General features: G+C 70.0%; 28 protein-coding genes and 1 tRNA gene. 13 read left to right on the top strand and 16 right to left on the bottom strand.

Translation table 11 applies throughout. From position 1 onward, the window contains the following. The first annotated feature begins 126 nt into the window (after window positions 1-126). The 4 genes from ACBY01_RS06515 to ACBY01_RS06500 all read left to right on the top strand — a co-directional run bounded on the left by ACBY01_RS06515 (window position 127) and on the right by ACBY01_RS06500 (window position 3,328). Window positions 127-798, top strand: coding sequence for a histidine phosphatase family protein (locus ACBY01_RS06515; RefSeq protein ID WP_416459980.1), 672 nt, complete (start codon window positions 127-129; stop codon window positions 796-798). Next, on the top strand, window positions 795-1,286 hold the full coding sequence (locus ACBY01_RS06510) for a hypothetical protein (RefSeq protein WP_416459979.1): 492 nt from the start codon (window positions 795-797) through the stop codon (window positions 1,284-1,286). Before ACBY01_RS06515 ends, ACBY01_RS06510 begins: the two co-directional genes overlap by 4 nt. 66 nt (window positions 1,287-1,352) lie before the next feature. Further along, window positions 1,353-2,567 (top strand): dual-specificity RNA methyltransferase RlmN, encoded by a 1,215-nt coding sequence (rlmN, locus tag ACBY01_RS06505; RefSeq protein WP_416459978.1) that lies wholly within the window; start codon window positions 1,353-1,355, stop codon window positions 2,565-2,567. Between the two features lie 5 nt (window positions 2,568-2,572). After that, on the top strand, window positions 2,573-3,328 hold the full coding sequence (locus ACBY01_RS06500; protein ID WP_416459977.1) for a TSUP family transporter: 756 nt from the start codon (window positions 2,573-2,575) through the stop codon (window positions 3,326-3,328). A 3-nt stretch (window positions 3,329-3,331) separates the two neighbouring features. On the opposite strand, the gene ACBY01_RS06495 is transcribed toward ACBY01_RS06500, so the two are convergent. Both ACBY01_RS06495 and ACBY01_RS06490 read right to left on the bottom strand, forming a co-directional pair. Next, window positions 3,332-3,994, bottom strand: coding sequence for a hypothetical protein (locus ACBY01_RS06495; RefSeq protein WP_416459976.1), 663 nt, complete (start codon window positions 3,992-3,994; stop codon window positions 3,332-3,334). Window positions 3,995-4,036: 42 nt separating this feature from the next. Next, window positions 4,037-4,648, bottom strand: a complete 612-nt coding sequence (locus ACBY01_RS06490; protein ID WP_416459975.1) for a flavin reductase family protein — start codon at window positions 4,646-4,648, stop codon at window positions 4,037-4,039. 59 nt (window positions 4,649-4,707) lie between these two features. Here ACBY01_RS06490 and ACBY01_RS06485 point away from each other — a divergent pair, with 59 nt between their 5' ends. Further along, the gene (locus tag ACBY01_RS06485) at window positions 4,708-5,421 is read left to right on the top strand and encodes a cytochrome b/b6 domain-containing protein (RefSeq protein ID WP_416459974.1); all 714 of its coding nucleotides are present in this window, start codon (window positions 4,708-4,710) and stop codon (window positions 5,419-5,421) included. Beyond that, window positions 5,418-6,179, top strand: coding sequence for a molybdopterin-dependent oxidoreductase (locus ACBY01_RS06480; RefSeq protein ID WP_416459973.1), 762 nt, complete (start codon window positions 5,418-5,420; stop codon window positions 6,177-6,179). The genes ACBY01_RS06485 and ACBY01_RS06480 overlap by 4 nt, the downstream gene beginning before the upstream one ends. On the opposite strand, the gene ACBY01_RS06475 is transcribed toward ACBY01_RS06480, so the two are convergent. The 4 genes from ACBY01_RS06475 to ftsE are packed head-to-tail and all read right to left on the bottom strand — an operon-like array spanning window position 6,155 to window position 9,007. Further along, window positions 6,155-6,883: a lysophospholipid acyltransferase family protein gene (locus ACBY01_RS06475; protein WP_416459972.1), complete on the bottom strand. Its 729-nt coding sequence runs from the start codon at window positions 6,881-6,883 to the stop codon at window positions 6,155-6,157. The two genes, ACBY01_RS06480 and ACBY01_RS06475, sit on opposite strands and share 25 nt — an antisense overlap. Further along, window positions 6,880-7,419, bottom strand: a complete 540-nt coding sequence (locus tag ACBY01_RS06470) for a YdcF family protein (protein WP_416459970.1) — start codon at window positions 7,417-7,419, stop codon at window positions 6,880-6,882. Before ACBY01_RS06470 ends, ACBY01_RS06475 begins: the two co-directional genes overlap by 4 nt. Beyond that, complete coding sequence (locus tag ACBY01_RS06465; RefSeq protein ID WP_416459969.1) at window positions 7,416-8,297, bottom strand: cell division protein FtsX; 882 nt, start codon at window positions 8,295-8,297, stop codon at window positions 7,416-7,418. Before ACBY01_RS06465 ends, ACBY01_RS06470 begins: the two co-directional genes overlap by 4 nt. Beyond that, the gene (ftsE, locus tag ACBY01_RS06460; RefSeq protein ID WP_416459968.1) at window positions 8,297-9,007 is read right to left on the bottom strand and encodes a cell division ATP-binding protein FtsE; all 711 of its coding nucleotides are present in this window, start codon (window positions 9,005-9,007) and stop codon (window positions 8,297-8,299) included. Before ftsE ends, ACBY01_RS06465 begins: the two co-directional genes overlap by 1 nt. Window positions 9,008-9,179: 172 nt before the next feature. Here ftsE and ACBY01_RS06455 point away from each other — a divergent pair, with 172 nt between their 5' ends. After that, window positions 9,180-9,968, top strand: a complete 789-nt coding sequence (locus ACBY01_RS06455) for an MJ0042-type zinc finger domain-containing protein (protein ID WP_416459967.1) — start codon at window positions 9,180-9,182, stop codon at window positions 9,966-9,968. 38 nt (window positions 9,969-10,006) lie between these two features. Here ACBY01_RS06455 and ACBY01_RS06450 read toward each other — a convergent pair whose 3' ends face one another. Then, a complete protein-coding gene (locus tag ACBY01_RS06450; RefSeq protein WP_416459966.1) occupies window positions 10,007-11,380 on the bottom strand; it encodes an MATE family efflux transporter in 1,374 nt (457 codons plus the stop codon). Between the two features lie 135 nt (window positions 11,381-11,515). On the opposite strand from ACBY01_RS06450, the gene ACBY01_RS06445 reads away from it, so the two are divergent. Then, window positions 11,516-11,602 (top strand) — tRNA-Leu (locus ACBY01_RS06445). A 215-nt stretch (window positions 11,603-11,817) separates the two neighbouring features. Here ACBY01_RS06445 and ACBY01_RS06440 read toward each other — a convergent pair. Genes ACBY01_RS06440 through crtY form a run of 4 tightly spaced genes read right to left on the bottom strand, consistent with a single transcriptional unit; the run spans window position 11,818 to window position 16,043 of the window. Beyond that, complete coding sequence (locus ACBY01_RS06440) at window positions 11,818-12,777, bottom strand: phytoene/squalene synthase family protein (protein WP_416459965.1); 960 nt, start codon at window positions 12,775-12,777, stop codon at window positions 11,818-11,820. 2 nt (window positions 12,778-12,779) lie between these two features. Continuing rightward, complete coding sequence (locus tag ACBY01_RS06435; protein ID WP_416459964.1) at window positions 12,780-13,361, bottom strand: LOG family protein; 582 nt, start codon at window positions 13,359-13,361, stop codon at window positions 12,780-12,782. A gap of 25 nt (window positions 13,362-13,386) precedes the next feature. Next, a complete protein-coding gene (locus ACBY01_RS06430) occupies window positions 13,387-14,865 on the bottom strand; it encodes a phytoene desaturase (RefSeq protein ID WP_416459963.1) in 1,479 nt (492 codons plus the stop codon). After that, window positions 14,862-16,043, bottom strand: a complete 1,182-nt coding sequence (gene crtY / locus ACBY01_RS06425) for a lycopene beta-cyclase CrtY (RefSeq protein WP_416459962.1) — start codon at window positions 16,041-16,043, stop codon at window positions 14,862-14,864. Before crtY ends, ACBY01_RS06430 begins: the two co-directional genes overlap by 4 nt. A gap of 251 nt (window positions 16,044-16,294) precedes the next feature. Here crtY and ACBY01_RS06420 point away from each other — a divergent pair, with 251 nt between their 5' ends. From ACBY01_RS06420 to ACBY01_RS06410, 3 genes are all read left to right on the top strand, one after another. Beyond that, window positions 16,295-17,113 (top strand): sterol desaturase family protein, encoded by an 819-nt coding sequence (locus tag ACBY01_RS06420; RefSeq protein WP_416459960.1) that lies wholly within the window; start codon window positions 16,295-16,297, stop codon window positions 17,111-17,113. Continuing rightward, complete coding sequence (locus ACBY01_RS06415) at window positions 17,046-17,468, top strand: DUF2141 domain-containing protein (RefSeq protein WP_416460048.1); 423 nt, start codon at window positions 17,046-17,048, stop codon at window positions 17,466-17,468. Before ACBY01_RS06420 ends, ACBY01_RS06415 begins: the two co-directional genes overlap by 68 nt. A gap of 70 nt (window positions 17,469-17,538) precedes the next feature. After that, complete coding sequence (locus ACBY01_RS06410; protein ID WP_416459959.1) at window positions 17,539-18,414, top strand: MipA/OmpV family protein; 876 nt, start codon at window positions 17,539-17,541, stop codon at window positions 18,412-18,414. 57 nt (window positions 18,415-18,471) lie between these two features. Here the strand turns inward: ACBY01_RS06410 and nth are convergent, their stop codons facing one another. The 3 genes from nth to ACBY01_RS06395 all read right to left on the bottom strand — a co-directional run bounded on the left by nth (window position 18,472) and on the right by ACBY01_RS06395 (window position 20,316). Then, a complete protein-coding gene (gene nth, locus ACBY01_RS06405; RefSeq protein ID WP_416459958.1) occupies window positions 18,472-19,137 on the bottom strand; it encodes an endonuclease III in 666 nt (221 codons plus the stop codon). Continuing rightward, window positions 19,134-19,862: a 4-hydroxy-tetrahydrodipicolinate reductase gene (gene dapB, locus ACBY01_RS06400; RefSeq protein WP_416459957.1), complete on the bottom strand. Its 729-nt coding sequence runs from the start codon at window positions 19,860-19,862 to the stop codon at window positions 19,134-19,136. Before dapB ends, nth begins: the two co-directional genes overlap by 4 nt. A gap of 124 nt (window positions 19,863-19,986) precedes the next feature. Further along, window positions 19,987-20,316: a hypothetical protein gene (locus ACBY01_RS06395; RefSeq protein ID WP_416459956.1), complete on the bottom strand. Its 330-nt coding sequence runs from the start codon at window positions 20,314-20,316 to the stop codon at window positions 19,987-19,989. A 179-nt stretch (window positions 20,317-20,495) separates the two neighbouring features. Between ACBY01_RS06395 and ACBY01_RS06390 the strand changes: the two genes are divergently transcribed. After that, window positions 20,496-20,828, top strand: a complete 333-nt coding sequence (locus ACBY01_RS06390; RefSeq protein WP_416459955.1) for a hypothetical protein — start codon at window positions 20,496-20,498, stop codon at window positions 20,826-20,828. Window positions 20,829-20,953: 125 nt separating this feature from the next. Here ACBY01_RS06390 and ACBY01_RS06385 read toward each other — a convergent pair whose 3' ends face one another. Then, complete coding sequence (locus ACBY01_RS06385) at window positions 20,954-21,199, bottom strand: hypothetical protein (RefSeq protein WP_416459954.1); 246 nt, start codon at window positions 21,197-21,199, stop codon at window positions 20,954-20,956. Window positions 21,200-21,370: 171 nt separating this feature from the next. Next, window positions 21,371-22,156, bottom strand: coding sequence for a metallophosphoesterase family protein (locus ACBY01_RS06380; RefSeq protein WP_416459953.1), 786 nt, complete (start codon window positions 22,154-22,156; stop codon window positions 21,371-21,373). On the opposite strand from ACBY01_RS06380, the gene ACBY01_RS06375 reads away from it, so the two are divergent. Continuing rightward, entirely contained in the window at window positions 22,061-23,278 is a 1,218-nt protein-coding gene (locus ACBY01_RS06375) for a M48 family metalloprotease (protein ID WP_416459952.1), read from the top strand. The two genes, ACBY01_RS06380 and ACBY01_RS06375, sit on opposite strands and share 96 nt — an antisense overlap. Window positions 23,279-23,304: the final 26 nt, after the last annotated feature.

The raw sequence follows: 23,304 nt of genomic DNA, 5'->3' as shown, positions 1-23,304 counted from the left end.
TCCTACATTGTTGCCCGGATACGCGGGCACAGCGCTCAAATAGGCAGCGCGTCTGTCGGTTGCATGAACCGCAGCTAAACCGGGATTTTCGTTGCATTCGCGCAACAGGGGCTTGAAAGCAGGACGATGGCGAACAAGGCAGCGCACCCCACATCCCGCCTAGGCCGCGACTTCATCGCGCGGCATGGCGAGACGGTCTACAACGTCGCCCAGCGGATGCAGGGCGACCACCCGCACACCCCGCTGACCCGCGCCGGCTTCGCCCAGGCCGATGCGATGGGGGCGGCGCTGCGCGATCTGCTCGGCCCCCGCCCCAGGCTCACGCTGTGGGCGTCGACCGCCGGACGCGCGCTCCAGACGCTGGCGATCATCGCCGAGCATCTCGAGCTCGACTGGCACCAGGCGCGCACCGACGCGCGGCTGATCGAGATCGGCATGGGCGCGTGGACCGGCCGCTACTATCGCGACGTGGCGCTCGAATCGGCGGACTTCATGGACCCGGCGTACAACCTCTACCGCCGGCCGCCGCCGGGCGGCGAATGGTACGACGCGATCGCGACGCGGGTGTCGGGCTGGCTCGCCGATACCGATGACGATCCCGGCGACCGGCTGGTCATCATGCACGGCATGTCGAGCCGCATCCTGCGCGGGGTGATGACCGGCATGGACGTGCTGCCGCAGTTCGCCGCCCCCGTCGCTCCCGATCTGCCGCAGGGCTCGGTCGTGAAGATCGAGCACGGCCTCGAGACGGTGGTGCACACCGGCCAGGGCGGCGCATCGGGCGCGGCGCCGGCGTGATCGCGGTGCTGCTCGCCGCGGCAGCGCTCGCGCAGGCGGCACCGGCGGCACCGACGACCGGCCCCAAGCGGACGCTCGGCATCTTCGAGCGCTGGGGCGCCTTCGCCGACATGTCGCCGCGTCGCTGCTACGCGATCGCCAAGCCGATCTCGCGCCGCACCGCGCTCTATCCCTTCGCCAGCGTCGCGAGCTGGCCCGGCGCGCACGTCCGCAACCAGCTCCACCTGCGGCTGAGCCGGAAGCGGTCGCCGAGCGCCAAGGTGACGCTGTCGATCGGCGACCGCCGCTTCCCGCTGCGCGCCGGCGACCTCGACGCCTGGGCGCCCGACGCCGACGCCGACCGCGCGATCGTGACGGCGATGCGCTCGGCACGCAGCATGAGCGTCGAGAGCGTGACGGCGGGCGGCCGTCCCTTCGCCGACGTCTATGCGCTGAGCGGCGCCGCGACCGCGATCGACGCCGCCGCGCTCGCCTGCCTGCGCGGCTGAGGCCGCCGCCGCTGCCGCCGTCGCCGGGCATGGAAATGCCGCGGATTTTCGACTATATGCGCGGCCATGCTGACAGTGTCGACGCCGCCGATGCCCATTCCGGGGCACATCGATCCCGTGCCCGTGCCCCGCACGACGGCCAAGGCGCCGCGCCCCGACGGCCGAGTCGATCTGGTCGGGCTGTCGAAGCCGGAGATCCGCGAGGCGCTGGAAAGCGCCGGGCTGGAACCCAAGCAGGCCAAGCTGCGCGCCAAGCAGCTGTGGCACTGGATCTACAACCGCGGCGCCACCGAGTTCTCGGCAATGACCGACATCGCCAAGGCGCAGCACCCGTGGCTGGCCGAGCGCTTCGTCGTCGGCCGGCCCGAGGTGGTCGAGGCGCAGGTGTCGAACGACGGCACGCGCAAGTGGCTGCTGCGCTCGCCCGACGGGCAGGATTACGAGATGGTGTTCATCCCGGACGCCGACCGCGGCACCTTGTGCGTCTCCAGCCAGGTGGGCTGCACGCTCAACTGCCGCTTCTGCCACACCGGCACGATGCGGCTGGTGCGCAACCTGACCGCCGGGGAGATCGTCGGCCAGGTGATGCTCGCGCGCGACGGGCTCGGCGAATGGCCGTCGAGCCCGGAAGGGCGCATGCTCACCAACATCGTGATGATGGGCATGGGCGAGCCGCTGTATAACTTCGACGAGGTCAAGGCCGGGTTGCAGATCGTCATGGACGGCGACGGCCTGGCGCTGTCGAAGCGGCGAATCACCCTCTCCACTTCAGGCGTGGTGCCGATGATGGCGCGCGCGGGTGAGGAGATCGGCGTCAACCTGGCGGTGTCGCTCCACGCGGTGACCAAGGACGTTCGCGACGAGATCGTGCCGCTCAACAAGAAATATGGCATCGAGGAGCTGCTGCAGGCCTGCGCCGACTACCCCGGCGCCAACAACGCGCGCCGCATCACCTTCGAATATGTGATGCTCAAGGACAAGAACGACAGCGACGCCGACGCGCACGAGCTCGTCCGCCTGCTGCGCAAGTACCAGCTGCCGGCCAAGGTCAACCTGATCCCGTTCAACCCCTGGCCCGGCGCGCCGTACGAATGCTCGACGCCCGACCGGGTGAAGGCGTTCTCCGACATCGTGTTCGAGGGCGGCATTTCCGCCCCCGTCCGCCGCCCGCGCGGCCGCGACATCGATGCGGCCTGCGGCCAGCTCAAGACCGCCGCCGAGAAGAAGAGCCGCGCGCAGATGGATCGCGAGGCGGAGGAGAAGATGGCAGCGCTGGGCTGACCGGCGTGGACTGGGGGGCGATCGCGCTGGCCGCAGGCGCGGGCTGCGTCGGCGGCGCGATGAACGCGCTGGCCGGCGGCGGCGCCTTTGCGACGATGCCGGTGCTGGTCGGCGTCGGTCTGCCCTCGACCATCGCGAACGCGACCAGCAACGTCGCGATGCAGCCCGCCGCGATGGCGAGCGCCTGGACCTTCCGGCGCGGACTGGCGCCGCTGGGCGGTGTGCCGATCCGCCTGCTCAACGCGGTCAACTTCTTCGCCGCGCTCGCCGGCAGCTACCTGCTGGTGGTGACGCCGCCGACCGCGTTCGACGTGATCGTGCCCTGGCTGCTGCTGTTCGCCTTCGCCGCGATCGCGGCGGGGCAGCGCGGTGCGGCCTGGCTGCGCGCGCGGGTGACGATCGGCGCCACCACGCTGGTCGCCGCGCAGCTGCTGCTCGGCATCTACGGCGGCTATTTCGGCGGCGGCATCGGCATGATGATGACCGCGGTCTACGGCCTGCTGGTCGGCACCGACCCCAAGCACATGGCGGCGCCGCGCACGCTGATCCTCGCCACCGCCAACTTCGCCGCGGCGATCGTGTTCGCCGCGTTCGGCATGGTGGCGTGGTGGGCGTGCGTGCCGATGCTGCTGGGCGGCATCGTCGGCGGCTGGGGCGGCGCCTGGCTCGGCGAGCGGCTGTCGGCACGCACCATCCGGCTGTGGACGCTCGCCGTCACCGGCGTGACGACGGTCGCGTTCTTCCTGCGCGCCTACGGCTGATCATCACGGTCGGCGCATCGCCCGTTCGATCGCCGGTCGATCGAACGCATGTTCGCCGTAGCGGCCGCCACGCTCCACCCAGTGGAGAAACAGGTGCGCCGACCAGCTGTTGGGATTGGGATCCAGCCGCCCGTGCAGCCGATGGGTTCCCTGGTAGAGAACGCCATCGCCGGGTGCCATCGCGACCGAGGCATAGCGTCGCCCGCCGAAGTCCTCCGTGACCTCTCCGGTAGGGCCCTCACCCGCCTCGGCCGCGACGGACAACGCCCACGGCCGGTCCTCGCCATAGGCGACGGTCAGCGAAAGGCTGTGTTCGCAGGACGGCCGGTCGTAATGCACACGGCAGATATCGCCCTGCTGATAGGCGCGGAAATAGGCGTAGGTCGGCAGCAGATCGCGCCCTGTCGCCTGCGCCATGCGCGGCGTGAGCCCCCACAGGAAGGCGAGCATCGGGGCGTACTGGTAGCCGTAGAGCTCGATGGCGCGCCCGCGCAGCAGCGGCCCTTCTGCTACGAACGACTGCAACGGCCTGCCCGCCGCATCCAGATCGGCCCGCATCCGCATGTAGAACGTGTCGAGTATCTCGCGCGGGAAGAGGCCGCGGAGCGGGACATAACCGTCCCGCCAGTACCGCTGCGACTCGGAGCTCTGATCCTGTTGGGTCATGACACCAGGATACGGAGCATGCCGCTTTCGCGCGAGCGACTTCTATCCCGGCCGGCGCATCCGGAACAGCGCATCCTCTGTGATCTCGAAGTAATCCGCCGGACCACCGCCGCGCACGATCGGGCGGGCGCGGGCGGTCTGATAGGTGCCGTCCTCCAGCAGCGCGCGGTCGATGTGGATGCCGACCGCCTCGCCCAGCACCAGCCATTGGTCGAGCGCACGATGCTCCTTGGTCTCCAGCCGGACGATCTGGGTCACCTTGCATTCGAACTGCACCGGGCTGCCCGCCACCCGCGGCGGCGCCACCAGGCGCGAAGGCAGCGCGTCGAGCCCGGCGAGCGCGAACTCGTCGGCGTCGGTCGCCGCCGAACTGGCGTTCATCGCCTCCGCCTGCGCCCGCGTCGCGAGGTTCCAGACGAACTCGCCCGTCGCCTCGCAATTGGCGAGACTGTCCTTGCGCCCCTGCGATGCGAAGCCGATCAGCGGCGGCTGGTAGTTGAACGCGTTGAAAAAGCTGTAGGGCGCCAGGTTGCGGCGGCCCTCGGCGCCCAGCGTGCTGATCCAGCCGATCGGCCGGGGTGCCACGATGGCGTTGAATGGATCGTGCGGCAGGCCGTGGCCGGCGGCGGGTTCGTAGAAGTGGAAGTCGGTCATTCCGCCCCAACGCGCGACGGGGCTACCGGGCGGCAGCCATCGCGCCTATCTTGCCTCCGGTGAGTCCCCCGCCGCCCCGCAGCGTCTATCGCCATCGCCCGCTCACCCGGCTGTGGCACTGGATCAACGCCGTTGCGATCTTCGTGATGATCGGCAGCGGGCTGACGATCCTCAACGCCCATCCGCACCTCTATTGGGGCGAGTACGGCGCGAACTTCGACACGCCGTGGATCAGCTTTTCGCGCTTTCCCGGCTGGCTGACGATCCCGTCGACCTACAATCTCGCGCTCGCTCGGCGCTGGCACCTGTTCTTCGCGCTGGTGCTGGGGTTCGGGCTGCTGCTGTTCCTGCTCGGCAGCCTCGTCAACCGCCACATCGCGCGCGACCTGACGATCCGCCGGGGCGAGCTGGCCCCGCGGCACCTGTGGGCGGATTTCCGCGCGCACCTCGCCTTCCGCTTCCACGATCCGGAGGCGCCGCGCGACTACAACAGCTTCCAGAAGCTGAGCTACGTCGCGATGCTGTTCGGGGTGCTGCCGCTGGTGATCCTCACCGGCATCACCCTGTCGCCCGGCATGAACGCGGCCTGGCCCTGGCTGCTCGACCTGTTCGGCGGCCGCGCCTCGGCCCGCTCGATCCACTTCCTCGCCGCGGCCGCGATCGTCGTGTTCACGGTCATCCATCTCGTGCTGGTGATCCTCGCCGGGCCGATCAACGAGGTGCGCTCGATGCTCACGGGCTGGTGGCGCGTACCCGAGGAGGAACAGCGATGAGCCGAATCCTCACCCGCCGCCGCATCCTCGCCGGCATCACCGCGGGCGCCGCGGGGCTCGTCACCGGCTGCGACCGGCTCGGCCAGTCCCCCGCGGTGCGCGACGTGCTGTTCCGCGGCGAGGACGCGCAGCGCTGGCTCCAACGCGGGCTGAGCGCGCGCAACGCGCTCGCCCGCGAATACCGCCCGGACCAGCGCTCGCCGGTGTTCCGCTCCAACGGCACCGCGCGCCCCGGCGGCGACGCCTATGCCGCCCATGCCGCCGCCGGTTTCGCCGACTGGCGACTCACCATCGACGGGCTGGTCGCACGGCCGCTGTCGCTGTCGCTCGCGCAGATCCGATCGATGCCCGGCCGCACCCAGATCACCCGCCACGACTGCGTCGAGGGGTGGAGCGCGATCGGCAAATGGGCGGGGCCGCGGCTGTCGCGGCTGCTCGATCTGGCCGGCCTGCGCGACGGTGCCCGCTATCTGGTGTTCCACTGCGCCGACCGGATCGGCGGGCAGCCCTATTACGAGTCGATCGACCTGGTCGACGCCTTCCACCCGCAGACGATCCTCGCCTGGGCGCTGAACGACCGGCTGCTGCCGATCCCCAACGGCGCGCCGCTGCGCCTGCGGGTGGAGCGCCAGCTCGGCTACAAGCACGCCAAATACGTCGAGCGGATCGAGGCGGTCGCCAGCCTCGACGGCATCGCCGGCGGCAAGGGCGGGCTGTGGGAGGACCTCGCCGACTACGACTGGTACGCGGGGATCTGAACCGTTTCGTCCGCGGCGGCGGGCTCCAGCGCGTTGATCCCGGCATGGACCCGCGCCTCGATCTCGGCGCGGGGCAGCCCGGGCGGGATCGGCGCGCCGAAGCGCAGCGTGATCGTGCCCGGCCGGCGTACCCCCTTGCGCGGCCACAGCCGGCCGCTGTCGAGCGCAACCGGCACCACCGGCATGCCGAGCGCCTTGTAGAGCCCGGCGAAGCCCGAGCGCAGCGGCGGCGTTTCCCCAGGCAGCACCCGCGTCCCTTCGGGAAAGATCAGCACCGCGCGGCCGGTGGTGCGCGCCGCCTTCGCCTCGCGCAGCATCGCGCGCAGCGCCTCGGCGCCCGCCGCGCGGTCGATACCGATGCTGCCGTAACGCCGCGCCGCCCAGCCCCACAGCGGGATGCGGGTGAGCTCGCGCTTCATCACGATCATCGGCGCGCCGATCCGCCAGGCGAGCTCCAGCGTCTCGAACATCGCCTGGTGCTTGGCGGCGAACAGGATCGGCCCCGCGGGCACCTCCCCCTCGACGCGCACGTGCACGTCCAGCAGCAGCCGTGCGAGCACGCCCTGGACGCGCGCCCACAGCTCGGCATGGCGTCGCAGCGCGTCGGGGCCGGCGAGCGCGACCAGCGGCACCGACACCACGATCGCCACGGTGAACGCGTAGAAGACGCAGTTGAACGCGAGCGTCCGCAGCCAGAGGATCATCCGCCGATCCCCAGCCACAGCACCACCCGGCGCACCAGATATTTGTTGTACTCGTCGAACAGGATGCCGAAGCGTGGCGTGCCAGGGACCGGATCGGCGATCACTTCCACCCCGCCGTCGAGCGCGTGGCGCAGCTCGAGCGCGGCGCGGGCCATATGCCAGTCGGACGTCACCAGCCGCACCGTGCGATAGCCGTGCGTCTGGACCCATTCGGCGGTCTCGTCGGCGTTGGAGCGGGTGTCGACCGCCTCGTGCCCCAGGTCGACGCAGCAGGCGATGACCTCGGCCGGGACCTTGTAAGCGGCGGCGAGCTCGCCCGGGCGCACGTCGGGGTCGACGCCGGTGACCAGCATGCGCTTGGCCTTGCCGCTCCGCAGCAGCGTCAGGCCACGGTCGATGCGGCCGGGGCCGCCGGTCGGCACCACCACCGCGTCGGTGACCAGCGCGTCGGGCGCCGGGCTCGGCAGCGAGACGGTGAACAGCGCAAAGCCGAGCACCCAGGCGATCACCACCACCGAGGCGAGCCGCCGGATCACAGCACCTTGCCCAGCGCGCGCAGCACCGCGCCGCGCGCCGCGACCATCGCCAGCAGCATGAACGCGATCGGCGTCGCGACGATCAGCAGCCAGTCGAGCGTGGAGAGCCCCAGTCCGGCGAGCACCTGCGATTCGAGCGCGCCGAGCTGGACCCCGACCAGCAGCACCACCGCCAGCCCGCCGAGCGTGCCGATCAGCCCGCCGGTCAGCGTGTCGACGGCGATCCGGTGCTGGAACAGCCGGGCGATCTGGACGTCGGTGGCGCCGAGCATGTGGAGGATGTCGATCGTTCCGCGGTGCGTGTCCAGCCCCGCGCGCGCCGCGAGCAGCACCACCGCCGCGGTCGCGGTCGCCATCACCGCGACCAGCCCGAACGCCACCCAGCCGAGCGTGCGCAGGAAACCGCGTACCGGTGCCAGCCAGCTCGCATGCCAGTCGACCCGCACCGCCGGGCTGGCGGCGCGGGCGATGCGCGTCACCGCCGCGACCGCGGCGTCGTCGCTCTGGTTGAGGTCGACGTCGATCATCGCCGGGATCGGCAGGTCGGCATCGAGCCCCGCCTCGCCCAGCCACGGCCGCATCAGCTCGGCAAGCTGCGCGCGGTCGACCTCGGCGGCGCGCGCCACCAGCGGCGAGCGGCGCAGCCCGGCGAGCAACCCCGCCACCGCGGCGTCGCGGCGGGCGGCATCGGCCTCCACCACCTGCACCGTCAGCCGGCCGGCGAGCTGGCGGTCGAGCGTCGCGCCGGCACCCGCCACCGCGAGGCCCATCGCCGCGGCGAGCACGGTCAGGAAGATCATGATCGCCATGATCCACACCATTGTGCGGCGCCCCTGCCGATCGCCCAGCAGCCGCCGGTCGCTCGCGCGCATCGCCATCAGCGCGTCCTTCCCGACGCGGGCGGGAAGCGCATCTGCCCGGTCGGGTCGGCGAGCCGCCCCTTTTCGAGCCGCATCATCCGCGCATCGGGGATGCGCTGAAGCAATTCGTAGTCGTGGGTCGCGACCACCACCGTCGTGCCGAGCCGGTTGAGCGATTCGAACAGGTGCAGCAGCCGTTCGGCCATGTCGGGATCGACGTTCCCGGTCGGCTCGTCGGCGACCAGGATCTCGGGCCGGGCGATCACCGCGCGGGCAATGGCGATGCGCTGCTGCTCGCCGCCGGACAGAGTCGGGGGCGGCGCGTCGGCGCGGTCGGACAGCCCCACCCAGGCGAGCATCTCGTTCACCGGCACCGCGACGTCGCTCTCGGACACGCCGGCGACGCGCAGCGGCAGCGCGATATTGTCGTAGGCGGAGAGGTGCGGGACCAGCCGGAAATCCTGGAACACCACGCCGATGCGCCGACGGAAGCCGGGGAGGCGCGCACGCGGCAGCAGCACCGCATCCTCGCCGAACAGCCGGATCACGCCGCGGCTGGGCCGCTGCGCGAGGTAGAGCAGCTTGAGCAGCGAGGTCTTGCCCGCGCCCGACGGGCCGGTGAGAAAATAGAAGGAGCCCGCGCTCAGCGCGAAGCTCACGTCGGACAGCGTCTCTGCGCCGTTGCCGTAGCGAAGGCCGACATTCTCGAATTGTACGATATTGGCCATCGCCGGCGCCGGCCACCCCGTTTGAAGCTTCGCGCCGCCGCCATCGCACAGCCGCCGGACCTGCTCAAGCGGGCGACGTACCGGAAGCCGCGCCAAGCCCGGCCAGCACCCTTGCCAGCACCGCTCCCCCCATGCTTAGGATCGCCATGCCCCAATCGGAATTGCCGCGTCGATGATCCTCGAGTGCACCCAGTGCCACATGCGTTACATGGTGCCCGACCAGGCGATCGGGCCCGAGGGGCGCACCGTGCGCTGCGCGAGCTGCAAGCACAGCTGGTTCCAGCGGCCCGCGCTGCTCGACCTGGGCGGCAGCGATACGCCCGCCGTCGCGGCCGAGACCCCGACGACGGAAGCGGCGGCACCGCCCCCCGCCGACCCCGCACCCGCGCCCGCGCCCGCACCGGTGGCGGCGCCTGGCCCCGTCGCGGCGCCCACCCCGCCGTCGCACCACTATGTCGATCCCGAGGCGGAGCGCGCCGCGCGCGGCGAACCGCGCCGCTACGACGCCTTCGCGCCGCGCCCACCGTTCCGTCCGCGCCGCAACCCGATCCGCAGCTGGACCGCCGCCGCGATCGCGGCCAGCGTCGCGATGCTCGTCGGCATCGCCGCGATCCTCTATCTCGGCGCGCCCAGCATCGCCGCGAAGGTGGGGCTGCCGATCGGCCGGATCGACACGCCGCTGCTGTTCGCCGACAAGCAGATCGAGCGCCGCAACCTGTCGAGCGGCAACGAGCTGTTCGCAATCTCCGGCAAGGTCGTGAATCCGACCGGCGAGCGCCAGCGCGTCCCCGACATCCGCGTCGACCTGAAGGACCAGAGCGAGCGCGTCGTCTACAGCTGGACGATCACGCCCTCACAGCGCGAGCTGGGCCCGAGCGGCAGCATGATGTTCAACTCCGCCAAGCTGGACGTGCCCGCCAATTCCAAGATGCTAGAACTGAGCTTCGTCAACGGGTTCTGAACGGGCCGCCGCTCGCCTGACGAACGGCGCCCGCTCCGCTATCCCATCCGCCGCGCGAGCCAAGCCAGTCGCGCGGCGTGGAGCAGCGCTGCCACCACCATCCCGATCCCCGATGCCCAGGCGAGCGCCAGCGGTCCGACACCGGCGCCGACCAGCAGCCAGCCGACGCCGCCGGTGACGACGAAGAAGGCGACGATGCTGTTGCCCCCCGCCACCACCTGGTCGCCGAGCGCGCGCAGGGCATAGACCAGCACCACCTGCACCCCGTCGAATAGGATGAAGGGTGCCCAGCACAGCAGCATCGCCGCGGCGAGCCGGTGGACCTCGTCGGTCGCGGGGAACAACCCGGTGATCCAGCCGGCCGATCCCAGCAGGCCCAGCGCGAGGAGGCCGGTCGCGCCGGCGCCAAGCCCGGCCGCGAGCACGCCGCGGGCGACCGCGCGGCGCGGCAGCCCCTGCCCCACCGCATTGCCCGCGCGCACCCCGGCGGCGGACCCGAGTCCGAGCGCGATCGCGAAGGTGACGTTGTGGATCGAAAAGACGATCTGGAACGCATGCGCGGCCGCGCCGCCCAGCTGGGTCGAAAGGCCGATCAGCACCGCGAAGCCGACGAGCTCGAGCCCCGAGGCCACCGCCGGCACCAGCCCGAAGCCGAGCAGCGCGCGCACGCCCTGCCAGCTCGGCGCCGCTGCGCCCCGCCAGCGGCCGACGTGGCGCACGGCGGCGTCGGGCAGCCCCAGCACCCCCAGCAGCAGCGCGACCGCTCCGATCGCCGAGGCGATCGCGGTCGCCAGCGCCGCACCGACCGCGCCGAGCGCCGGCAGCCCGAGGTGCCCGGCGACCAGCGCCCAGGCGAGCAACGCGTTGATCGGCAGCAAGCCCAGATTGACCGCGGCCACCCGCCGCGGCCGGCTGATCCCTTCGAGGAAGAAGCCGGCGGCGATGCTCAGCAGCTGGAACGGGTAGGCGAAGGCCATCGTCCGCACCACCGCCGCGGCGGCGGGGACGAGATCGGGCGCGACGCCGAGCAGCCGCAGCAGCGGCGCGGCGAAGGCGAACAGGATGCCGCCGCTCGCCAGCCCCAGCAGCACCGCGGCGACCAGCCCCTCGTGCAGCACGCGGCCGGTGGCGGGCAGGTCGCGGGCGCCGTCGGCACGCGACGCGAACACCAGCACGCCCGACAGCCAGCCGAGCACGACGACGATGCCGACGAAGGTCAGCGACCGGCTCGCCCCCAGCGCCGCGACCTCGCGCGTGCCCGCCATGCCGACCATCACCACGTCGGTGACGTGGAGCAGCGTCCAGTTGAGGCTGGTGAGCATCACCGGCCAGGCGAGCCCCAGCAGCCGCCGCACTTCCGCGCGGGGCGAGGGAATCTGGGCGGGGGAGGCGATCGACGACACGGGAAACACTCGAAAAAAGCGGCGAGGCAGGGCTCTAGCCGGCACTTTGGTCGCACGAAAGTCGCGAAGCCGGTTGCATGGGGGTGAATCGGCTGCTAGGGGCGCTCGCCTACCAGCCGGGGGTTACCCCCACGGTGTTCACGTGCGGTCGTGGCGGAACTGGTAGACGCGCAACGTTGAGGTCGTTGTGGCCGAAAGGCCGTGGAAGTTCGAGTCTTCTCGACCGCACCAGAACGGCTCCGGTTCCCGAGCATCGGGAACCGGAGAGCCGCTTCTCTCCCCTTCCCACACCATCGTTATCCTGACGGAAGCCAGGATCCATTGCCGCAGCGGCTGGAGTCGCGCCCGTAGCGTGTCTGGATGCCAGCCTTCGCTGGCATGACGATTCCGGTTGGCCTCAATCGCCGATCCACCTCGGCTGCTCGAATCAGGAGAGAAGCGAACCCTCACCCGTGGCGGGGCCGCGTCCACAGATCGGGATCGCGCGCCGTGCGCGGATAGCGCGTCGCGCGCGCCTGCGCCGCCACCAGCGCCCTGCCGATCGCGGCGAGCTTCTGCCCCTTCGACGTGGTGACGCGGTGGTCCCAGGCATGCTCGCCGCGCGCAACGACGGCGCGGCCGATGCCGCCGTAGATGTCGGCGGCGGCCAGTACCGCCCAGGCGGCGCGGAACGGCAGCGCCGGGGTGCCCTCGCGCGCGCTCGCCTCATAGCGTTCGGCGGTGTCGACCAGCCGCCTGGCGAGCACCGTGATGCGGTGGCGGAAGGGCGGCTTCATATGCTCGCCCGGCGGCACGTCCATCTCGACCAGCCATTCGATCGGCAGGTAGCAGCGCTCGGCCGCGGCATCCTCGCACAGGTCGCGCGCGATGTTGGAGAGCTGGAACGCGATGCCTAGGTCGCAGGCGCGGTCGAGCGTGTCCTCGTCCGCCGGATCGACCCCCATCACCACCGCCATCAGGCAACCGATCGCCCCGGCGACATGGTAGCAATAGCGGTAGAGGTTGTCCTCACTGCGCGGGCGCCAGTCCTCGGCATCGAGCGCGAAGCCCGCCACCACGTCGCGCACCAGCGCGTGCGGCAGCCGCGCTTCGGCCGCGACCAGCCGCAGCGCGTCGAACGCCGGATCGCCGACCCATTCGCCCGCCAGTGCCGCCTCGGTCCCGGCGGCGATCCGCGCCAGCCGCTCGGGCGCGTCGGCGACCGCGGTCATGCCGTGGCCCAGGTCCTGCCCGTCGGCCAGGTCGTCGCACGCGCGCGCCCAGGCATAGAGCAGCCAGGCACGCTCGCGCGTCGGGCGGTCGAACAACCGGCTCGCCGCCGCGAAGCTCTTCGATCCGCCGGCGATCGTCTCACCGGCGGTCGCGACGATCGCGGCGCGGCTCGGTCGCTCAGCGTGCGACGCCACGCTTAGAGCTCGCTGCTCGACATGGAGAAGATCGGGCGCGCGACCTGGTGGTTCGCCATGCGATCGAGCAGCGCGCCGAGCTGGTCGTCGATCAGCAGGATGTCGCGGTGCATGGGCCGCAGGAAGCCGACCTCGGCCATCTTGTCGACGAACGCGATCAGCCCGTCGTAATAGCCGGCCACGTTGAGCAGCCCGACGGGCTTGCGGTGATAGCCGAGCTGCGCCCAGCTCATCGCCTCCCACAGCTCGTCCATCGTGCCGGTGCCGCCGGGAATGGTGACGAACCCGTCGGACAGGTCGGTGAACGCCTGCTTGCGCTGGTGCATCGTCTCGACGACGTGGAGCTCGGTGCAGCCGCGGTGCGCGACCTCGGCGTTGACGAGCGCCGTCGGGATCACGCCGATCACCTCGCCGCCCGCCGCCAGCGCGCCGTCGGCGACCGCGCCCATCAGCCCCAGCCGCCCGCCGCCGTAGACGACGCCGATGCCGCGTTCGGCGAGCGTCCGCCCGACGCCGCGCGCGCATTCGATATAGACCGGGTCCGACGGGGTCGCCGAACCGCAATAGATCGCCAGTCGCTTCACGGAATCTGTCCTTGAGAGATCGGCCTCAGCGGCCGCGGTCGAGCATCAGCCGGGCGGTCGCCTTCGCGCTCGCCACGACTCCGGGGATGCCGGCGCCGGGGTGGGTGCCCGCGCCCACGAAATAGAGGTTCGGGATATGGTCGTCGCGGTTGTGCGCGCGAAAATAGGCGCTCTGCGTCAGAGTCGGCTCCAGCGAGAAGGCCGAGCCGAGATGCGCGTTGAGGTCGTTCGCGAAATCGGGCGGCGCATAGCTGAACTTGGTGACGATCCGCTCGTGGATGTCGGGGATCAGCCGGCGGCCGACCTCGTCCAGGATCCGCTTCTCGTACATCGGGCCGATCGTCGCCCAGTCGATCGGCAGCTTGCCCATGTGCGGCACCGGCGCCAGCGCGTAGAACGTCGAATGCCCCTCGGGCGCAAGGCTCGGATCGGTGACGGTCGGGTGGTGGAGGTAGAGCGAGAAATCCTCCGACAGCACGCCGTGATCGTAGATGTCGGACAGCAGCCCCTGATAGCGCGGGCCGAACAGGATCATGTGGTGCGGAATGCCCGGCCACGTGCCCTTGATGCCGAAATGCACCAGGAACAGCGAGGGCGAGAAGCGCTTCTTCTCCAGCCGGGCGGTGGTGCGCCTGGCGCTGCGGGAGTTGCGCAGCAATTCCTTGTAGCTGTGCATCAGGTCGGCGTTGCTCGCCACCGCGTCGGCGGCGATGCGCTTGCCGCTGCGCGTGACGACGCCGGTGGCGTGATCGCCCAGCGTCTCGATCTCGGTCACCGGATCGCCCAGGATCAGCGTGCCGCCCAGCCGCTCGAACAGCGCGACCATGCCCGACACCAGCTGGCCGGTGCCGCCCTTGGCGAACCAGACGCCGCCGTCGCGCTCCAGCTTGTGGATCAGCGCATAGATCGCGCTGGTGGAGGTGGGGTTGCCGCCGACCAGCAGCGTGTGGAAGCTCAGCGCCTGGCGCAGCTTCTCGTTCTTCACGAAGCCGGACACCACGTCGTAGACCGAACGCCACGCCTGATACTTCGCGAGCGACGGCGCGGCCTTGAGCATCGAGCGGAAGTCGAGGAACGACTCCGTGCCGAGCTTCACATAGCCTTCCTCGTACACGCCCTTCGAATATTCGAGGAAGCGCGCGTAGCCGTCGACGTCCTGCGGATCGAGCTTCGCGATCTCCGCGCGGAGCGACGTGTCGTCGTTCGAATAGTCGAAGTTGGTGCCGTCGGCCCAGTTGAGCCGGTAGAAGGGGCTGACCGGCTCCAGCGTGACGTCCCACGCCATCTCGTGCCCCGACAGCGTCCACAGCTCGCGCAGCGCCTCGGGATCGGTGATGACGGTCGGGCCGCCGTCGAACACGAAGCCGTCGCGCTCGTAGACATATGCGCGGCCGCCGGCCTTTTCGCGGCCCTCGATCAGCGTCGTCTCGACCCCGGCCGATTGCAAGCGGATGGCGAGCGCCAAGCCGCCGAAGCCCGCGCCGATCACCGTTGCCGTTCTCAAATCCGTTTCTCCCGGCCGCCGGCCTGCATGTCCCAAATCGCCCGTATCGCGCGTGCCACCGGGACCGGCGGCTTGCCGGCAAGCACGCGCAGCTTGTCCGCACCGTTCGACCGACCGGCATAGAAGCGCCCGATCAGCCGCGCGTCCAGACGGTAGAAACGCTCGAGCACGCGATAGCGCGCCTCGGGCTTCGCTGCCCTGAACAACAGTGCGGAAAGCATGCGGTAGAATCCCCGCTCGCGCCATGTCGTGCGCGCGAGCGCGTGCGTCAACTCGTCGAGCGCCGGGGCCGACAGATCGGACGCCGCGGCGATCCGCCCGGCGGTGCGCACCGCATCGGGCAGCGAATAGCCGGTGAGCGGGTGGAACAGCCCGGCGCGCATCCCCGCCTTCGCGACCGACGGACCCGACTGCCAATAGCCGTCGAAGTCGCCGCCCATCGCCACCGGCAGCACGCCGCACTCCTCGCGCGCGACCTCGGCGATCCGCCAGCCCTGCGCCTCGGCATAGGCGCGGATGCGCTGGCGCAGCGCGGGAACGTCGAGCTCGGGACCGTCGCTGTAATAGGTGTCCTCGACGAACATCCGGTCGGGGGCGAGCGGCAGGCAGTAGACGAAGCGATAGCCGTCGAGCTGCGCGACCCGCGCGTCCATCACCATCGGCCGCTCACGCCCGTGCGGCCGATCGAGCACCAGCTCCTGGCCGACGAACTTCTGCCAGCCGCAGTCGAGCAGCGACAGGTCGGCCGGGCCGCGGCAGTCGATCACGCCCTTGGCCTCGATCCGCTCGCCGTCGTCGAGCACCGCCGCGGTCGCGCTCGCCGCGAGCACGCGGCGGCCGGTCAGCAGCGACTCGGCCGGCAGCCGTGCGCGCAGCACCGCATCGAGCCGCTCGGACTCGATGCTGTGGTAGCGCGCGTCGAGGGTGCGCGCATGGCCGGGGAAGGCCACGTCGTAGCCATTCCAGGCATGGCCGACGACGGGCTCGACGATCCAGCGGTCCTGCGGCGCGACGTCGCTGTCGAAGAAGGACCAGAGATGGTTGCCGCCGAACCGCTCGCCCGCGTCGACCAGCCGCAACGTCAACTCCGGCCGCCGCTCGGCGAGCGCCAGCGCGATCAGCCCCCCGGCAAGCCCCCCGCCCAGGATCGCCAGGTCGCAATGATGGTGGATCGGCATCCCCCTCGCCTAGCCGAGCTTCCGCCGGGGTGAAAGGGCGCGAGCCGCGGCGGTTGCGTGCCGTGGCGCCCGCCATTCTCGACGCGGCGCGCCCGCATGTAACCCCTTCCGTCATCCCAGCGCAGGCTGGGATCTCCCGCGGCTCCTGCGGCGCGCGCCCGCCCGAGACCCCAGCCTGCGCCGGGGTGACGCGTGGGGGGCGACCGCGAGAACAGTTCAAACCGGCGGCAAACCCGCCTAAGGCTGAATACATGTCGGTTGCGCTCGCCATCCTCCTGTCCGCGCTTGCGATGACGGCGATCGTCGGCGTGCGCTACCTGCTCGCCTCGGGCGGGTTCGCGCTGGCGACGCGGTTGCGCCAGCCGGGCCTCTATCAGGGACTCGACCGGCAGATCGTCCGCGAGATCCGCTGGAGCCTGATCTCGGCCGCGATCTACGGCATTCCCGCCGGAATCGTCGCCTGGGGATGGCAGAACCGCGGCTGGACGCGAATCTACGCCGACGTTCACGATCGGCCGCTGTGGTGGCTGCCGCTGTCGGTGCTGGTTTATCTGTTCCTGCACGACACCTGGTTCTACTGGAGCCACCGCTGGATGCACCGGCCGCGCGTGTTCCGCGTCGCCCATGCGGTCCACCACGCCAGCCGTCCGCCGACCGCCTGGGCAGCGATGGCATTCCACCCGATCGAGGCGCTGACCGGCGCCTTCGTCATTCCGCTGCTGGTGTTCCTGATCCCGATCCACATCGGCGCGCTGGCGGTGGTGCTGACGGTGATGACGGTGATGGGCGTCACCAACCACATGGGGTGGGAGGTGTTTCCCCGCGCGCTGTGGGCCGGGCCGCTGGGCGGCTGGCTGATCACCGCCAGCCACCATCAGCGCCACCACCAGCGCTACGGCTGCAATTTCGGCCTGTATTTCCGCTTCTGGGACCGGCTATGCGGCACCGACGACGGACTGGGCAGCTTCGGGGGAAGGCCACATGCACGCACGCGCGACAGCGATGCGGTTGGGCGCGGGCGCAGTGGCGCTGGTGCTGCTGACGGGAGCGACGCCGACCACGGCGCTTGAGGTCACGCTGACCGACCTGCGCTCCACCAAGGGGCTGATCCGGCTGTGCCTCACCGCCGATCCCGCCAACTTCCCCGGCTGCGTCGACGACGCGCGCGCGGTCACCCGCTCGGTGCCCGCCGGCGAACGCACCGTCCGGATCGAGGGGCTCCCCCCCGGCGGCTATGCGCTGTCGGCGATCCACGACGAGAACGGCAACGGCAAGCTCGACACGCTTGCCGGAATTCCGCGCGAGGGCTTCGGTTTTTCGCAGAATCCGCGGATCGGTTTCGGCCCGCCGCGCTTCGCCGCCGCGCGCTTCGCACTGGCAGGTGATGCCGATCGGCAACAGGTGCGGATGCGTTATTTGTTTTGAGGCGAACCGCGGGAGCCAAGCCCGGATCGCGGCGTTACGCTTCAGCAACATTCCATAAAGGCAAACGTCCTTGCGCACGTTCTTCCGCACCGCTTCCGCCGCCCTCGCCCTTTCCATCGCCGCCGTCGGCGCCGCTCCGGCGCTGGCGCAGGATGGCGGCGATCCGTCCACCATCCGCAACACCGACGACGGCGGCGATTTCGTCCTCGTCGGCCTCGGCGCGGCGCTCCTGCCGGATTACGAGGGTTCCGACGACTACAGCGTGTCGCCCGTTCCCGGCGCGATCGGCCGGGTTTCGGGGTTCAATTTCATGCTCGCGGGCAACCGGCTGAGCGTGGACCTGGTGCCCGACAACTACGGCCCGGGCATCGATTTCCAGGCCGGCCCCGTCGCCGTGCTCAACCTCAACCGCGCCAGCACCAAGGGTATCGACGACGATCGCATCAAGGCGCTGGGCAAGCGCGACGCGGCGATCGAGCTCGGCGGCTATCTGGGCATCGCCAAGACCGGCGTCCTCACCAGCGAGTTCGACCGCGTTTCCGCCTCGGTCAGCTACCGCACGGGGGTGAGCGGCGCGCATTCGGCGGGCATCTTCACGCCCACCGTCAGCTACATGACGCCGCTCAGCACCACCTCGGTCGTGAGCGTCTTCGCCTCCGCCGAGCGTGCCGAGCGCGGCTATGCGCGCAGCTATTTCGGCATCACCCCCGAGCAGAGCCTGGACAGCGGCCTGCCCGTCTACAACGCGCGTGGCGGGTGGAAGAACTGGACGCTGGGTGCCGTCGGCGCGAAGTCGCTGACCGGCGACCTGCGCCACGGTCTCCAGGCGTTCGGCGGCGTCGTCTATCGCCGCATGCTCAACGATTTCGCCGACAGCCCCGTCACCAGGATCGCGGGCGACCGCGACCAGTGGCTGGGTACGCTGGGCCTGGCGTACAGCTTCTAAACGGCTTGGGAGAGCCCCGGCTGCCGGCTTCGCGCCGGCAGCTGCGAGGGGCTCCCTCTAGGCCGCCGTCGCGGCCTTCGCGCGTTTGGGCGCCGGCGTTTTGGGCTTGAAGGCGCACAGGTCCGCAACGATGCAGTGCCAGCATTCGGGCGTCCGCGCCTTGCAGACGTAGCGGCCGTGCAGGATCAGCCAGTGGTGCGCGTGCAGCCGGAACGGCTGCGGCGTCACCCGGTCGAGTACCTTTTCCACCGCCAGCGGCGTCTTGCCGCGGGCCAACCCGGTGCGGTTGCCCACGCGGAAGATGTGGGTGTCGACCGCAAAGGTCTCCGCGCCGAACGCGACGTTCATCACGACATTGGCGGTCTTGCGTCCGACGCCCGGCAGCTTTTCCAGCGCGTCCCGGTCCGCCGGAACCTGCCCGCCATGATCGGCGATCAGGGCGTGCGACAGCGCGATCACGTTCTTCGCCTTGGTGTTGAACAGGCCGATCGTCTTGATGTGCTGCTTCAGCCCGTCTTCGCCGAGCGCGACCATCTTTTCCGGCGTGTCGACCTCCGCGAACAGCCGGCGGGTCGCCTTGTTGACGCCGGCGTCGGTCGCTTGGGCGGAGAGCGCCACCGCCACCAGCAGCGTATAGTCGTTGACCGATTCGAGCTCGGTCTCGGGATGGGGGTTCGCCTCTGCCAGCCGCGCGTAGAAGTCGACGACATCGGCGCGCTTCAAAGCCCCAGCACCGCGTCCATGCCGTAGCGGCCGGGCGCCTGGCCGACGAGCCACTGCGCCGCCCGGATCGCGCCGCGCGCGAAGATCGCGCGATCGTCGGCACGGTGGCCGAGTTCGATTCGCTCGCCCTCGCCTGCGAAGATCACCTGATGGTCGCCGACGATGCGGCCGCCGCGAATGGCCGCGAAGCCGATCGTTCCCGCCGCCCGCGCGCCGACGAGCCCCGCACGTCCGACGACCGCCACATCGGACATCGCCGCGCCCATGCCGGCGGCCGCCGATTCGCCCAGCATCAGCGCCGTGCCCGACGGGGCGTCGACCTTGCTGCGATGGTGCGCCTCGACGATCTCGCAGTCCCAATCGGGGCCGAGCCGCTCGGCCGCCTCGCGCACGAGTCGCGACAGCAGGGCGATGCCGAGCGACGTGTTGCCAGTCTGGAGAACCGCGATGTCGCCGGCCGCCTCGTCGATACGCGCGTGCTGGGCGCGCGACAGGCCGGTCGTGCCGATCAGGATCGGCGTGCCCGCGGCGCGCGCGGCCGCCAGATGCGAATCGACCGCCACCGCTGCCGAGAAGTCGACCAGCACGTCGCAGCGCTGCGCGAGCGCGACCGGATCCTCGGCCGCGTCGGTGCCGCCGGCGTAGGTGGCGCCGAACTCGGGAATCGCGGCCGCGATCGCCTGTCCCATGCGGCCCAGCCGCCCGTAGATACCGATGTTTGCCATTCGCTCCGCCCAGATCCCGCCTCTGCCCGATACCAGCCGGGCACAGAGCGCCACATGATCGCGTGAGGGCGGCTAATGGCAGAAAGCCGCGGCTGCCGGCAAGCCAGAGCGGCGGCGAATCGGATCAGGCGGCGATGTGCGCGACCGGTGCCTCGGCGTATTTCGCGTCGGTGGCGTCGAACTCGGGAAAGGGGGTGAACAGCCGCGAGGTGAGCGCGACGTTGTTCAGCCCGGCGAGCTTGAACGTTCCCAGCTTGGCGACCTTGGGCGCGCCGCCGGCACGTTCGACCGTCACCGCGTCGACGTGCAGGTCGCCGTGCTTGGTCCACAGCATGTGCGGCGCGAGCAGCATGTCCATGTTGTTGTACACCACCGACACGCAGATGCGCTGCATCATCGCGAAGCGCAGAATGTCGCTGGTGCTGGCGCGGAGGTCTTCTTCGGTATCGCTCACGGGGGTGGAACGGGCTCGCTCAAGCGTTTGTTGCATCGCAGCAAGCAGCTAGTCGCAGCCCGCCGTCGCTTCAAGCCGGTTTATAGACGTTCGGTACCGCACGCTCATTCAGTGGGATACTATTCGCGCCGATCCGCTGAACGGGTGCGACGAAGCGGCTTGTGCCAAGCGTCGAACCCGTGTCTGGCCGACGGATGCGCTTCGCCCATTATTACCACGACATCATCCTGTGGATCGGGGACGGCACCGGGCTGCCCGATTCGATCCTGCATATCCACGCGGGCCTGGCCGTGCTGCTGCTGGTGCGACTGGTCAGCGGCCGCTCGCTGGGCAGCTTCATCCCATTCGCATTCGTGGTGGCTGCGGAAGCCGCGAACGAGATCCTCGACTATATGGTCTACGGCTGGCGCCCCGCCGACACCTATTCGGACATCGCCAACACGCTGTTCTGGCCGCTGGTGCTCAGCCTTGCGGTTCGGCTGCGACCGATGGCGATTCGCGACCGTCGGTAGTCCGGCCGCGGCGCGTCGCGAACGCGGCGCGCCCTCGGCCTTTGCAACCCGGAAAAGCTGCCAACCGTCCAGGCAAAAAAAATGGCGGCCCGAGGACCGCCATTTTCTCGACTGATCGCGACAGCTCAGTTGCTGTCGGGCGCGTCGTCGTCGTTGTCGGCAACCACCACGATGCCGGCGATGATCGCGGCAGCGGCGAGAACGCCGATCACGATGCCGCCACCGGCCAGCTCGTTGGCGTTCTTGGCCGAGGTCGAGGTCTTCGCGGTCGAAGCCTTCGCGACCGAAAGCGACGTCGCCGGATTCGCCATCGCCGGAGCAGCCATCAGAGACGATGCAGCCACGGCAACAAGCAGCTTGCTCAAACGCATAACTTCTGCTCCCTTGTTAAACTCGAACGGTCGGCCTGATAGCAACGGCCGTCGCCGTAGACAAGCGCTTTGACGCGGTGCGTCATCAGCTTTTCGACGAAGTGTTGCCTGGCTGCATCTTGGAAGCTGCACCGACTTCAACAGGTTACCGTTTGATGAACCGAGGCGTGATCATGCCGCCACAGCATCGCACGGCCGATGTTCCTGCAGCACCCACCGGTCGCCGCCTTCGAATCCCATCGCCGTGAGCGTGCCGAACCGATAGGCACCGGTATCGAGGCCAATGCGATGCGGCATCTGCACCACCTCTTCGACGATGGTGTGCCCATGCACCACCACCTTGTCGCAGGCAGGCCCCGGCTGAAGGAATTCCTCGCGGATCCAACGCAGGTCGCTCGGCCGCTGCGCGTCGAGCGCCACGCCCGGCCGGACGCCGGCATGGACGAACACGTAATCGCCTTCGACGATCATGTTCTCGAATGATCCGAGGAAGCTACGATGCGAGGCCGGCACTGCCGCATCGAGCAGTTCAGCAAGCTCGTCAAACCCGGCGACGGCATAGGCCTCTGGAGAAATGCCGTAGCTGAGGATCGTCTCCGCACCGCCGATCCGATTGAAGAACCGAAGCGCCTTGCCATCCCCCCCGAGGGTAGTGAGGAACACTTCCTCATGGTTGCCGAGCAGGAAGCGTGTCTGCGGCCGTTCATCGCGAAGTGCAATCAGCCGGTCGATCACCTGCGCCGACTGCGGTCCGCGATCGATGACATCGCCCAGAAAGATCAGTTCGCCCTGCAGGCCGCCCCGCGCCGCCTCGTCCGCCCGTATTTGGTCGAGCAGACCCTCAAGAAGGTCGAGGCGGCCGTGGATGTCGCCGATCGCATAGAGCCGGCGGCCCTCGGGCACCTGCGGCGAGCGCGCGGCATTCTTCGATCGCCGAGAGAAGAGTTTCGCAATCATCGGGAGAGCGGTACGCCACCTGCCATGAACATGGAATGTCGACAAATGGTGCATCGCCACCGCGTTGCAAGCGCCGGGCGCAAGCGCCGGCCCTTCGCACGCCTGCACCGCAGCCGGAGCCTTCGGACGATCCTGGCTGCACTAGCGCTGGTCACGGCCGCCGCCCCGGCCTCGGCCGACGAGGCGACGTTCGAAGCGATTCGCAAAGTCGACACCGCGCTCGGGCGGATCGGCTATCGCCTCGCCAGCGCCAACGCACCGCTATGCGATCGGCTGGAGCCCGGACTTGGACTGCTCCTCCACACGCCGACTCAATATTCGAAGGCGCTGCGCGAGGAAGCGATCCGGTATTTTCGCTTCGACGGTCCCGTGGGCGTCGAAGCGGTGATTCCCGACGCACCGGCGGCGCGTGCCGGCATCCAGGCCAACGACACGCTGCTCGCCATCGGACCCCAACGATTCGCCTCGGTCGATTCCGCGGCGGAGGCGAACACCGCCGCCGCGATTAAGGTGGCGGCGCAGGTCGCCGCCTTGCCCCCGGCCCAAACGGTCGAGTTGCGTGGCCGTCGAGATGGCGCGGATTTCGTTCGCAGCGTCACGCCGGTACCTGCCTGCCGCACGCGGTTCGAGGTCGCGATCGGATCCCAGTTCACCGCCAAGGCCGATGGCGAGATGGTGCAGATCGGCAGCCGCTTCTTCGAGGAATATCCCGAGGAGCTGGTCGCGGCGGCGGTCGCGCACGAACTTTCCCACAACATTCTCAATCACCGCCGGCGATTGGAAGCCCAAGGTGTCGAGTATGGCATGATGTCGGGGTTCGGTCGCAACGTCCGCTATTTCCGTCAGACCGAACTGGAAGCCGATATCCTGTCGGTGTCGCTGCTCGCCAACGCCGGCTACGACCCCAATGTCGCGGTGCGGTTCTGGCGCCGCTTCGGCCCTAGCTATGCCGGCGGCATCCTCCGCAGTCGTTCGCATCCGGCGTGGCAGGATCGTCTGGCGACGATCGAGAAGGCGATCGCCGACTTGGGAACGGCACGCCCGGCGCGGCCAGCGATTCTGGACGAGCGCAACCGTCCACTCGACGGCAGTTGGCAGCGTCTTCTCGTCAAGCGGCGCTAATGCCCATTCGGCATGGCGCCGCTCAA

Source organism: Sphingomonas mangrovi (genome assembly GCF_047975845.1).
Classification (GTDB): domain Bacteria; phylum Pseudomonadota; class Alphaproteobacteria; order Sphingomonadales; family Sphingomonadaceae; genus Sphingomonas.
The sequence above is the reverse complement of the archived record's forward strand: the minus strand, read 5'-3'. Positions and strand labels throughout refer to the sequence as shown.

Excerpts from the sequence above, each read along its gene's own strand:
- ACBY01_RS06480 (WP_416459973.1), top strand. The coding sequence starts at position 5,418 with ATGAGCCGAATCCTCACCCGCCGCCGCATCCTCGCCGGCATCACCGCG.
- dapB (WP_416459957.1), bottom strand. The coding sequence starts at position 19,862 with ATGGCAAACATCGGTATCTACGGGCGGCTGGGCCGCATGGGACAGGCG.
- ACBY01_RS06380 (WP_416459953.1), bottom strand. The coding sequence starts at position 22,156 with ATGATTGCGAAACTCTTCTCTCGGCGATCGAAGAATGCCGCGCGCTCG.
- ACBY01_RS06515 (WP_416459980.1), top strand. The coding sequence starts at position 127 with ATGGCGAACAAGGCAGCGCACCCCACATCCCGCCTAGGCCGCGACTTC.
- ACBY01_RS06385 (WP_416459954.1), bottom strand. The coding sequence starts at position 21,199 with ATGCGTTTGAGCAAGCTGCTTGTTGCCGTGGCTGCATCGTCTCTGATG.
- ACBY01_RS06420 (WP_416459960.1), top strand. The coding sequence starts at position 16,295 with ATGTCGGTTGCGCTCGCCATCCTCCTGTCCGCGCTTGCGATGACGGCG.
- ACBY01_RS06475 (WP_416459972.1), bottom strand. The coding sequence starts at position 6,883 with ATGATCCTCTGGCTGCGGACGCTCGCGTTCAACTGCGTCTTCTACGCG.
- crtY (WP_416459962.1), bottom strand. The coding sequence starts at position 16,043 with ATGCCGATCCACCATCATTGCGACCTGGCGATCCTGGGCGGGGGGCTT.
- ACBY01_RS06490 (WP_416459975.1), bottom strand. The coding sequence starts at position 4,648 with ATGACCGACTTCCACTTCTACGAACCCGCCGCCGGCCACGGCCTGCCG.
- rlmN (WP_416459978.1), top strand. The coding sequence starts at position 1,353 with ATGCTGACAGTGTCGACGCCGCCGATGCCCATTCCGGGGCACATCGAT.
- ACBY01_RS06455 (WP_416459967.1), top strand. The coding sequence starts at position 9,180 with ATGATCCTCGAGTGCACCCAGTGCCACATGCGTTACATGGTGCCCGAC.
- ACBY01_RS06465 (WP_416459969.1), bottom strand. The coding sequence starts at position 8,297 with ATGGCGATGCGCGCGAGCGACCGGCGGCTGCTGGGCGATCGGCAGGGG.
- ACBY01_RS06415 (WP_416460048.1), top strand. The coding sequence starts at position 17,046 with ATGCGGTTGGGCGCGGGCGCAGTGGCGCTGGTGCTGCTGACGGGAGCG.
- ftsE (WP_416459968.1), bottom strand. The coding sequence starts at position 9,007 with ATGGCCAATATCGTACAATTCGAGAATGTCGGCCTTCGCTACGGCAAC.
- ACBY01_RS06495 (WP_416459976.1), bottom strand. The coding sequence starts at position 3,994 with ATGACCCAACAGGATCAGAGCTCCGAGTCGCAGCGGTACTGGCGGGAC.